Source organism: Stenotrophomonas sp. P5_B8 (assembly GCF_054049855.1).
In genome coordinates, this window is sequence record NZ_JBFULO010000111.1 from 1 (window position 1) to 10787 (window position 10787).

The window sequence follows — 10787 nt, forward strand, 5'->3', positions numbered from 1 at the left end:
GCTGTGGCCCGAGTTCGACGCCGCCGTCCTGCAGCAGGCGCTCGACGCCTACGCCGCACGTGAGCGCCGCTTCGGCCTGACCAGCGCCCAGATCGCCGCCCTGGCCACCGAGAGCTCCACCCCATGACCAAAACCCGAGTCATCGCCGCGCTGATCATGGCGCCGGTCGCCATCCTCGCCATCCTCATGCTGCCTACCCAGTGGCTGGCCGCCGCCGCCGCCGCCGTGTTCCTGATCGGGCTGTGGGAATGGCTGAAGCTGGCCGACGTGGACGACACCCTCGCCCGCACCGTGCTGCTGGTCCTGAACCTGCTGCTGATGGTGCTGATGGTGTGGGCCGGCGACGGCTCGCTGGTGCTGTACCAGATCGCGGCGCTGGTCGGCATCGGCTGGTGGCTGATGGCCCTGCTGTGGCTGCGTTTCTTCACCTTCGGGGCCAGCCCGAGCAGCCCGGCGCGTGCGCTCAAGCTGCTGGCCGGAACCCTGGCGATCGTCCCGGCGTGGGCCTCGCTGGTGCTCATCCATGCCACCGGCGAGAACGGCCATCTGTGGCTGCTGACCGCGCTGGCGGTGGTGTGGGCCGCCGATTCAGGTGCCTACTTCGCCGGCCGCACCTTCGGCCGCACCAAGCTGGCGCCCCGGATCAGCCCCAACAAGACCTGGGAAGGCCTGGGCGGCGGCATGGTCGCCGGCCTGATCGTGGCGCTGGGCTTCGGCTGGCTCGCCGGTGTCGACAGCGGCCACGTGGTCGGCCTGATCGTCACCGCCGTGGTCACCGTGTTCGCCTCGGTGCTGGGCGACCTGTACGAGAGCCTGATCAAGCGCCACGCCGGCGCCAAGGACTCGGGCCACATCATTCCCGGCCACGGCGGCGTGCTGGACCGCATCGACGGCGTCCTTGCCGCGCTGCCGGTGTTCGCGCTGGGCAAGGAAATTTTCGGATTCTGATCATGGATGCTGTCAACCGCCCCCGCCGGGTCGCCGTGTTCGGCGCCACCGGCTCGATCGGCGCATCCGCGCTGGATGTGATCGCGCGCCATCCGGACCGCTACCAGGTCACCGTCCTGGCCGCCGGCCGCCAGGTGCAGGCGCTGGTCGCGCTGTGCGCCGCGCATCGGCCCGCGCATGCGGTGATCGCCGACGAAGTGCTGTTCGCCGCGCTGCGCGATGGCCTGCGCGACGCCGGCCTGGCCACCCAGGCCCATGCCGGCGCGGCCGCGCTGGATGCGCTGGCTGCCAGCGACCAGTGCGACACCCTGGTGGCGGCGATCGTGGGCGCGGCGGGACTGTCCTCAACCCTGGCCGCAGCCGCGGCCGGCAAACGCATCCTGCTGGCCAACAAGGAATCGCTGGTGCTGGCCGGCGAACTGCTGATGCGCCAGGCCGCCGCCGGCGGCGCCGAAATCATCCCGATCGACAGCGAACACAGCGCGATCTTCCAGTGCCTGCGTTCGCGCGATGCCAGCCTCGAGGGCGCCGGTGTACGCCGGATCCTGCTGACCGCCTCGGGCGGTCCGTTCCGTGGCCGCAGCCGCGCGCAGCTGGCCGAGGTCACCCCGGCGCAGGCCGTGGCCCACCCGAAGTGGTCGATGGGCCCGAAGATCTCGGTCGATTCGGCGACGTTGATGAACAAGGGCCTGGAAGTCATCGAGGCCCACCACCTGTTCAACGTCCCCGGCGCGCGCATCGAGGTGCTGGTGCATCCGCAGAGCCTGGTGCACTCGCTGGTCGAGTTCATCGACGGCTCCACCCTGGCCCAGCTGGGCCTGCCCGACATGCGCACCACCCTGGCCGTGGGCCTGGGCTGGCCGCAGCGGATCGACTCGGGCGTCGGCGGACTGGACCTGCTGACCCAGGGCCGGCTCGATTTCGAGGCGCCCGACAATGACGCTTTTCCCTGTCTGGGCCTGGCCTGGCAGGCGATGGCCGCCGGCGGCACGGCGCCGGCCATCCTCAATGCCGCCAATGAAGTGGCGGTTTCAGCGTTTCTTCAGGGTCAGGTCGCTTTCCTTGCCATTCCGGCGCTGGTGGCTAACGCTCTTTCAACACTGTCGGTCGAGTCCGCCGATACACTTGAGGTCCTGCTGGCCGCCGACCAGCGTGCCCGCCTGATCACCCAGACCGCCATCGACCACGCCTGAATGCCCTTCCCGCCGTCCTCCAGCACTGTTCACCATGGGTGAGTTCATCGGATCTGTCTGGTGGATGATCGTCAGCCTTGGCGTGCTGGTGACGTTTCACGAGTTCGGCCATTACTGGGTGGCCCGCCGCTGCGGGGTGAAGGTGCTGCGCTTCTCGGTCGGCTTCGGCCGACCGCTGTGGATGCGCCGCAACCGCGACGGCACCGAGTTCGCGATCGCCGCGATTCCGCTCGGCGGCTACGTGAAGATGCTCGACGAGCGCGAGGTCGAGGTACACCCGCACGAGCGCGGCCTGGCCTTCAACCACAAGACCGTCTGGCAACGCATCGCCATCGTCGCCGCCGGCCCGATCGCCAACCTGCTGCTGTGCATCGCCCTGCTCTGGGCGATGTTCGTGCTCGGCCGCCAGGACTATTCAGCCACCATCGGCCGCACCACCGGCATGGCCCAGGCCGCCGGGCTGCAGGCCGGCGACCGCGTGCTGAGCGTGGATGGCCGCGCGGTGGCCACCGCCGGTGAAGCCAGCATGGCCCTCACCACCGCCGCCATGGACCGCCACGACGCCCGCGTCGAGGTGCTCGACAGCCTGGACCAGACCCGTACTCGCAGCCTGCCGCTGTCGCAGCTGCCGACCGGCTTCAACGAGCGCCAGGTGCTGTCGCTGGCCGGCGTGGGCTGGCTGTCCTCGCTGCAACCGGCGCAGGTGGACAAGGTCCTGCCCGATTCCGCCGCGCAGGGCGTGGTGATGCCCGGCGACCTGATCGTGGCCATCGACGGCCAGCGCATCGACGGGGCCGACCAGGTGCCGGCGCAGATCCGTGCGCTGGGCCAGCGCGGCGGCCCCGGCATGATCGAAGTCCAGCGCGGCGGCGAACGCCTGGCCCTGGAGCTGACCCCACGCCAGGGCAAGGACGCACAGGGCGCGCCGGTCTGGCAGATCGGGATCGGCTTTGCCCAGCCCAGCGCCCCGGTCTATGACGCCAAGCTGCAGTATGGTCCGCTGGCCGCGGTACCGGTGGCGCTGCGCGAAACGGCGCGGATGGCCGGCGACTCGCTGGGCATGATGCGCCGCATCGTGACCGGCAACGCCTCACTGCAGAACATTTCCGGCCCGGTCACCATTGCCCGGGTGGCCAATGTCTCGGCCCAGCGCGGGGCGGACTGGTTCCTGTATTTCCTGGCCCTGCTGTCGCTGAGCCTGTGCATCATCAACCTGTTGCCCATCCCCATCTTGGACGGCGRGCACCTGCTGTATTACCTTATTGAGTTGGTCAAGGGCAGCCCGCTTAGCGAGCGTGCCATGGCCGCCGGGCAGTATGTGGGCCTGGCGCTGCTGGCCGGGCTGATGGGACTGGCGTTCTACAACGACATCCTCAGCCTGCCGCTGCGATGAACTTTTTCCCTTTTGTCGTCGTCTTATGCGCCGGCATCCCGCAACATTGCATTCGACTCCAACCGGACGTGACATGACGCGACTCCCCAATCGCCGCCTGCTTGCCCTCGCACTCGCCGCCGGTTTCGGCGCGCCCGCCCTGGCCCAGGCAGCCGAGCCCTTCACCGTCAGCGACATCCGTGTCGATGGTCTGCAGCGCATCACCTCCGGTACCGTGTTCACCTACCTGCCGGTGGAACGTGGCGAGACGCTGACCGACAGCAAGGTCGGCGAGAGCATCCGTGCCCTGTACAAGACCGGCTTCTTCGAAGACGTCCAGATCGACCGCCAGGGCAACATCCTGGTCGTCACGGTCAAGGAACGCCCGGCGATCAACAAGTTGACCGTCACCGGCAACAAGGACATCAAGAGCGACCAGCTGCTCAAGGGTCTGAGCGACATCGGCCTGACCGAGGGCGGCACCTTCGACCGCTTGAGCCTGGACCGGGTGACCCAGGAACTTCGCCGCCAGTACAACGACCGTGGCAAGTACAACGTCGACATCACCCCGACGGTGAGCCCGCTGGACCGCAATCGCGTGGACATCACCATCGCGATCAAGGAAGGCAAGGCCGCCAAGATCCAGCACGTCAACCTGGTGGGCACCGAGAAGTTCGCCGCCAAGGACATCCTGGAAACCTGGGAATCCAAGGAGCACAACTGGGCCTCGTGGTACCGCCGCGATGACCAGTACTCCAAGGAAAAGCTGTCCGGCGACCTCGAAAAGCTGAACGGCTGGTACCTGGACCGCGGCTACGTGGACTTCAGCATCGACTCCACCCAGGTCTCGATCAGCCCCGACAAGCGCGACATGTTCATCACCGCCGGCGTGACCGAGGGTGAGCAGTACAAGATTTCCGACATCAAGGTCACCGGCGACACCATCCTGCCGCAGGCCGATGTCGAGCGCATGGTGATCCAGAAGTCCGGCGACACGTTCTCGCGCGCGCTGCTGGAGTTCAGCTCCGATGCGATCACCAATTCGCTGTCCAACATCGGTTACGCCTTCGCCAAGGTCAACCCGATCCCGACCAGCAACCGCGCCGAGCAGACCGTTGCGATCAACATGCAGGTCGTTCCCGGCCCGCGTGTGTCGGTGCGCCGCATCATCTTCAAGGGCAACACCCGCACCTCCGACGAAGTGCTCCGTCGTGAAATGCGCCAGTTCGAAAACAGCTGGTACTCGCAGGCGGCCATCGACCGTTCCAAGATCCGCTTGCAGCGTCTGGGTTACTTCGAGTCGGTCGACGTCGAAACGCCGCCGGTCACCGGCAGCAATGACCAGGTCGACGTGGTCTACAACGTCAAGGAAACCACCTCGGGCAGCTTCGTGTTCGGCCTGGGCTATTCGCAGTCCTACGGCATGACCACCTCGGTGCAGCTGTCGCAGAACAACTTCCTCGGCGGCGGCAACCGCGTGTCGGTGGAAGCGTCGCGCAGCAGCTACCTGCAGCGTTACGGCTTCAGCTACACCAACCCGTACTTCACCGATGACGGCGTCTCGCTGGGCTACAACCTGTCCTGGCGCGAGCTGGACTACTCCGACTTCAACACCGCGCAGTACAACAGCACCAACGGTGCCGCGCAGGTGGTGTTCGGCGTGCCGATCACCGAGAACGACACCGTCTCGCTGATGGTGGGCATCGACAGCAACCAGATCACGACGTACGAAGGCTCGACTCCGGCGTCGATCATCGATTACATCAACGCCGTCGGCCGCAAGACGTTCCACTCCTGGCGCAGCGAGCTGGGCTGGGCACGTGATACCCGCAACGACTACTTCATGCCCACCCGCGGTACCTACCAGCGTGTCGGCCTGGAAACCACCCTGCCCGGCTCGACCGTCGAGTACTACAAGCTGAACTACCAGTTCTCCAAGTACTGGCCGATCATCCCGTCGCTGGTCATCAACACCCGCGCTGAAATCGGCTACGGCGACAGCTATGGCAAGGACATGTCCGCCGTGGTCACCGAGCCGGACGGCACTACCCGCGTAGTGACCGCCTCGGGCCTGCCGTTCTTCGAGAACTTCTACGCCGGCGGTACCAACTCGGTGCGTGGCTTCGAAGACAACACCCTGGGCCCGCGCGAAGTGACCCGGGGCTACCCGAACGGCCAGCCGCTGGGTGGTTCGCTGAAGACCGTCGGCTCGGTGGAAGCGTACTTCCCGCGTCTGTTCGACAGCCCGTCGGCGCGCATCTCGGCCTTCGTCGACTTCGGTAACGTGTACAACGGCGTGGACAACTTCAAGGCCAACGAGCTGCGCGTGTCCACCGGTGTGGCCCTGCTGTGGCGCGCCCCGGTCGGTCCGATCTCGATCAGCTACGCCTTCCCGCTGAAGAAGGAAGACGGCGACGAAGTCGAGCGCCTGCAATTTACCTTCGGCGGTCAGTTCTGACCGTCGAAGGTAACCCAAGGTTTGCGTTGCAAACCTTGGGGCCTGTCCTGCCTCCTTAACCCCGCGCCTGTCGGCGCGCCCCCTTCAACAAGAAGGGGGCTCTGCACCAGATGCGCTACGAGACGCCGGGCTTTGCCCGGCGTTTTCGTTTTTGGGTTGGGACGGATGGGGGGTCGAGAGCCGGCCAGCGGCCGGCACTACCCTGCCGCGCGCGCGTTGAACCGTCGGGGGTCGTGGCAGGTAGCCCTGGCCAGGACCGTTGGGCTGCATGGATGCAGCCCACGCCCCCGCAAGGATGGGTTTTTACGGCGTGTCCTGGMCAGGGCTACCCCCACGAACCCGCGCGACAGCAACCCAATCGCCACGCCACAACAAACCGACCCGGCCCAAAACCCCACCCCGCATGACCGATCCGGCGCCACACGGTAAACTTCCGCCGTGAATACTCCTACCCATACCGCCCAGCAACTCGCCGAGCAGTTTGGCCTGCAGGTCCATGGCGATGGCAGCACTGCCATCCATGGCGTGGCCACCCTTGCCCATGCCGGCCCCGGCCAGCTGACCTTCCTCGCCAACCCGCGTTACCGCGCCCACCTGGCCGACAGCCAGGCCGGGATCGTCGTGCTGCGCGCCGAGGATGCCGATGCCGCCCCCGGCACCGCGCTGATCGCCAAAGACCCCTACACCACCTTCGCCAAGATCGCGGCCCTGTTCGACATCGCCCCCGCGCGACCGCCTGGCATCCACCCCAGCGCCGTGATCGACCCCAGCGCCCAGGTTGCCGCCAGCGCGCACATCGGCCCGTTCGTCAGCATCGGTGCCGGCAGCAGTGTCGGCGAGAACTGCATCATCGGCGCCGGCAGCATCATCGGCGAAGACTGTCACCTGGATACCGGCTGCGAACTGATCGCCCGCGTCACCCTGGTCACCCGCGTCAGGCTCGGCAAGCGCGTGCGCGTGCATCCCGGCGCCGTGCTCGGTGCCGACGGCTTCGGCCTGGCCATGGACGCCGGCGCCTGGATCAAGGTGCCCCAGCTTGGCGGCGTGCGCATCGGCAACGACTGCGAAATCGGTGCCAACACCTGCGTCGATCGCGGCGCGCTGGAAGACACGGTGCTCGACGACGACGTGCGCCTGGACAACCTGGTCCAGATCGCCCACAACGTCCAGATCGGCTCCCACTCTGCCATCGCCGGCTGCACCGGCATCGCCGGCAGCGCCAAGATCGGCCGTTACTGCCTGCTGGGTGGGCACGTGGGCGTCGTTGGCCACCTCGAAATCTGCGACAAGGTCGTCATCACCGGCAAGTCGGTAGTGCGCAATTCCATCCATGAGCCGGGCGAGTACTCGTCCGGTACCCCGTTGACCGACAATCGCACGTGGCGCAAGAACGCCGCGCGCTTCAAGCAGCTTGATGCCCTGGCCCGTCGCATCCTGTCTGTGAGCAAGGAGAAGGAATGAGCCACGACCAGAAGCTGCCTGACATCACCCAGATCCAGGCACTGATCCCCCACCGCTACCCGTTCCTGCTGGTCGACAAGGTTGTCGCGATCGATTACGAGAAGCGCACGATCATCGCCACCAAGAACGTCAGCATCAACGAGCCGTTCTTCCAGGGCCACTTCCCCAGCCAGCCGATCATGCCCGGCGTGCTGATCATCGAAGCCATGGCCCAGGCCGGTGGCGTGCTGACCCAGCTGACCCTGGGCCGTGATGCCCAGTCCAAGTTGTTCTACATGGTCAAGGTCGACAAGGCCCGCTTCACCAAGCAGGTGGTGCCCGGCGACGTGCTGGAAATGCACGTGGAGATCAAGCGGGTGATCCGCAACATGGCGGTGTACGACTGCGTGGCCAAGGTCGACGGCGAAGTGGTCGCCTGTGCCGAAGTGCTGTGCGCCGGCACCCGCGAATGACCCGGGCAGGAGACCTGCAATGAACGACAACGCTCCCCTCATCCACCCCACCGCGGTCATCGACCCGTCGGCGAGATTGGCTGCGGATGTACGCGTCGGTGCGTTCTGCCTGATCGGCGCCGACGTCGAGATCGGCGCCGGCACCGAAGTGGGACCGCACTGCTCGATCCATGGCCCGACCCGGATCGGCCGCAACAACCGCTTCATCGGCCATGCCGCGATCGGTGGCGAGCCGCAGGACAAGAAGTACAAGGGTGAACGCACCCGGCTGGTGATCGGCGATGACAACGTCATCCGCGAATTCGTCACGATCAACCGCGGCACCGAAGGCGGCGGCGGTATCACCACCGTCGGTGACGACAACTGGATGCTGGCCTACACGCACGTCGCCCATGACTGCCACGTCGGCAACCACTGCGTGTTCTCCAACAACACCACGCTGGCCGGCCATGTCACCGTCGGCGATTACGTCATCATCAGCGGCTTCGCCGGTGCGCACCAGTTCTGCCGGATCGGCGCGCACGCCTTCCTGGGCATGGGCGCGCTGACCAACGGCGACGTGCCGCCGTTCACCATGGTCGGCAGCGACTCGCTCGGCCGGCCGCGCGGGATCAACAGCGAAGGCCTCAAGCGTCGCGGCTTCGATGCCGAGCGCATCGCCAGCATCAAGCGCGCCTACCGCACCCTTTACGTGGCCGGTTTGCCGCTGGCCGAGGCCAAGGTGCAGCTGGCCGAACAGGCCGAGCACAGCCCTGACGTCAAGGACCTGCTGGACTTCATCGAGCACGCCGAGAGGCCGCTGCTGCGATGACGGCTCCGGGCGGGCACCTCCCAGCCGGCACGACCGCGCAGATCATCGAGCTGGCGGTGGTCGCCGATGCCCTCGGCCAGGCCAACCTGGCGCACACCTCGGACCGACCGGTGCGGATCGCACTGGTCGCCGGCGAGGCCTCCGGCGACCTGCTGGGTGCGGGCCTGGTGCGCGAACTGAAGGCACGTTTTCCGAACGCCGAGTTCGCCGGGATCGGTGGCGATGCGATGCGGAGTGCCGGCTGCCAGACCTGGTTCGATGCCAGCGAACTGGCGGTGATGGGCCTGACCGAAATCCTGCGCCACCTGCCGCGCCTCTTGAAGCTGCGCGGCCAGTTCCGCACGCGCGCGCTGGACTGGCAGCCGGATGTGTTCATCGGCATCGATGCGCCCGACTTCAACCTGGGCGTGGAGCGCTGGTTGAAGGAACGCGGCATCACCACGGTGCATTACGTAAGCCCGTCAGTGTGGGCATGGCGCGAGAAGCGTGCGGAGAAGATCGGGGCCAGCGCCGACCTGGTGCTGTGCCTGTTCCCGATGGAGCCGCCGATCTACGCCCGCCACGGCATCGATGCGCGTTTCGTCGGGCATCCGATGGCCGACGATATTCCGCTGCAGAGTGATCGCGACGCGGCACGCATGGCCCTGGGCCTGCCGTCCAACGCGAAGGTGCTGGCCGTGCTGCCAGGCAGCCGGCTGGGTGAGATCGGCAAGCTGGGCGAGGCCTTCTTCGAGGCGGCCTGGCAGGTGTCCGAGCGCATTCCGGGCCTGCATGTGGTGGTACCGGCGGCCAATCCTGCCTGCCGCCAGCTGCTCAGCGAGCAGCTGTCACGGTCGGCGTTGCCGGTGGCCTATTCGCACCTGCTCGATGGCGACGCGCGCAACGCGATGATCGCCGCCGACGTGGTGGTGCTGGCCTCGGGCACGGCCACGCTGGAGACCATGCTGGTCAAGCGCCCGATGGTGGTTGGCTACCGCGTGGCCGAGCTGACTTACCGCATCGTGAAGGCGCTGGGGCTGATCAAGGTGAATCGTTTCGCCCTGCCCAACATCCTGGCAGGCAAGGACCTGGCACCGGAGCTGATCCAGCACGACTGCACGCCGGACAAGCTGGCGGCGGCGATCCTGCAGTGGTTCGACCATCCACRGCGCGCGATCGACCTGCAGGACACCTACCGGCAGCTGCATCTGCAGCTGCGCCAGGATGCCTCGGCACGGGCGGCCGACGCGGTGGCCGAGCTGCTGGGCAAGCGCGCGGCAGGCGGGGCGGCGGCATGAGCCGGCGGCACGCGGCGGCGGCATCGATGGCCCTGTTCGATGGGGCGGCGCTGGCGACGGTGGCTCCCCGGTACGTGGCCGGCGTGGACGAAGCCGGTCGCGGCCCCCTGGCCGGGCCGGTGGCGGTGGCAGCGGTGGTGTTCTGTCCGGATCGCCCGCGTCTGAACGGGCTGGACGATTCCAAGCAATTGACTGCCGCGCGACGCGATCAGTTGTTCGACAGAATCCTGGACCGCGCGCTGGCTTTCCACGTGGTGATGGTGGAGGTGGGCGAGATCGATGCGCTGAATATCTACCAGGCGACGATGCTGGGCATGCGGCGCGCGGTGGAGGGCGTGGCGCACGTGGCGCAGTTCGCGCGCATCGACGGCAATGTGGTGCCCAAGGGCCTGCCCTGCCCGGCACAGGCGCTGGTCGGCGGTGACGGGCTGGACCGGGCGATCATGGCGGCTTCGATCCTGGCCAAGGTGAGTCGCGATCGTTTCATGCTGTCGCTGCACGAGCAGCATCCCGAGTACGGTTTCGATCAGCACAAGGGCTACGGGACGCCGGCGCATCTGGCGGCGTTGCGTTCGCACGGTCCCTGTCCGCAGCACCGCCGCAGTTTCGCCCCGGTCCGCGCGTGTTTTGACGATGCGGTGGCGGTGGCGGGGTGATTGGGGTTTTTTGAAGCTTTAGAGCTTTGAAGCTTTGAAGCAAGAGCCAAAGCGGTGTGCTGGCTGCTTGCGGTGCAGGGCGGTGCGGGTGGGTTGGCGGGACACGCCGTGAACCCATCCATGGGGGCTCGGTGTTGCCATCCATGGCAACACACGGTC

At 67.1% G+C, this 10787-nt stretch carries 9 protein-coding genes and 1 pseudogene; all 10 read left to right on the forward strand.

Features of this window, described 5'->3' with window-relative positions:
* Positions 1-127 (forward strand): annotated as a pseudogene (locus ACXJKH_RS08490) (di-trans,poly-cis-decaprenylcistransferase); the annotation flags it as partial.
* Positions 124-948 carry a phosphatidate cytidylyltransferase gene (locus ACXJKH_RS08495; protein WP_256776806.1) on the forward strand — a complete coding sequence of 275 codons (825 nt, stop codon included), beginning with the start codon at positions 124-126 and terminating at the stop codon, positions 946-948. The pseudogene ACXJKH_RS08490 and the gene ACXJKH_RS08495, both read left to right, overlap by 4 nt.
* Positions 949-950: 2 nt before the next feature.
* Positions 951-2141 carry a 1-deoxy-D-xylulose-5-phosphate reductoisomerase gene (gene dxr, locus ACXJKH_RS08500; RefSeq protein ID WP_457319097.1) on the forward strand — a complete coding sequence of 397 codons (1191 nt, stop codon included), beginning with the start codon at positions 951-953 and terminating at the stop codon, positions 2139-2141.
* A gap of 34 nt (positions 2142-2175) precedes the next feature.
* On the forward strand, positions 2176-3534 hold the full coding sequence (gene rseP / locus ACXJKH_RS08505) for an RIP metalloprotease RseP (protein ID WP_457319098.1): 1359 nt from the start codon (positions 2176-2178) through the stop codon (positions 3532-3534).
* A gap of 73 nt (positions 3535-3607) precedes the next feature.
* A complete protein-coding gene (gene bamA / locus ACXJKH_RS08510; protein ID WP_256776809.1) occupies positions 3608-5971 on the forward strand; it encodes an outer membrane protein assembly factor BamA in 2364 nt (787 codons plus the stop codon).
* 438 nt (positions 5972-6409) lie between these two features.
* Entirely contained in the window at positions 6410-7432 is a 1023-nt protein-coding gene (lpxD, locus tag ACXJKH_RS08515) for a UDP-3-O-(3-hydroxymyristoyl)glucosamine N-acyltransferase (protein WP_256776810.1), read from the forward strand.
* Complete coding sequence (gene fabZ, locus ACXJKH_RS08520) at positions 7429-7884, forward strand: 3-hydroxyacyl-ACP dehydratase FabZ (protein ID WP_256776811.1); 456 nt, start codon at positions 7429-7431, stop codon at positions 7882-7884. The genes lpxD and fabZ overlap by 4 nt, the downstream gene beginning before the upstream one ends.
* A 19-nt stretch (positions 7885-7903) precedes the next feature.
* On the forward strand, positions 7904-8695 hold the full coding sequence (gene lpxA / locus ACXJKH_RS08525; RefSeq protein ID WP_256776812.1) for an acyl-ACP--UDP-N-acetylglucosamine O-acyltransferase: 792 nt from the start codon (positions 7904-7906) through the stop codon (positions 8693-8695).
* Complete coding sequence (gene lpxB / locus ACXJKH_RS08530) at positions 8692-9972, forward strand: lipid-A-disaccharide synthase (protein WP_457319099.1); 1281 nt, start codon at positions 8692-8694, stop codon at positions 9970-9972. Before lpxA ends, lpxB begins: the two co-directional genes overlap by 4 nt.
* A complete protein-coding gene (locus ACXJKH_RS08535) occupies positions 9969-10628 on the forward strand; it encodes a ribonuclease HII (protein ID WP_256776814.1) in 660 nt (219 codons plus the stop codon). Before lpxB ends, ACXJKH_RS08535 begins: the two co-directional genes overlap by 4 nt.
* Positions 10629-10787: the final 159 nt, after the last annotated feature.

Coding starts and splice junctions, on each gene's coding strand:
- ACXJKH_RS08495 (WP_256776806.1), top strand. CDS start 124: ATGACCAAAACCCGAGTCATCGCCGCGCTGATCATGGCGCCGGTCGCC.
- dxr (WP_457319097.1), top strand. CDS start 951: ATGGATGCTGTCAACCGCCCCCGCCGGGTCGCCGTGTTCGGCGCCACC.
- bamA (WP_256776809.1), top strand. CDS start 3,608: ATGACGCGACTCCCCAATCGCCGCCTGCTTGCCCTCGCACTCGCCGCC.
- fabZ (WP_256776811.1), top strand. CDS start 7,429: ATGAGCCACGACCAGAAGCTGCCTGACATCACCCAGATCCAGGCACTG.
- lpxA (WP_256776812.1), top strand. CDS start 7,904: ATGAACGACAACGCTCCCCTCATCCACCCCACCGCGGTCATCGACCCG.
- ACXJKH_RS08535 (WP_256776814.1), top strand. CDS start 9,969: ATGAGCCGGCGGCACGCGGCGGCGGCATCGATGGCCCTGTTCGATGGG.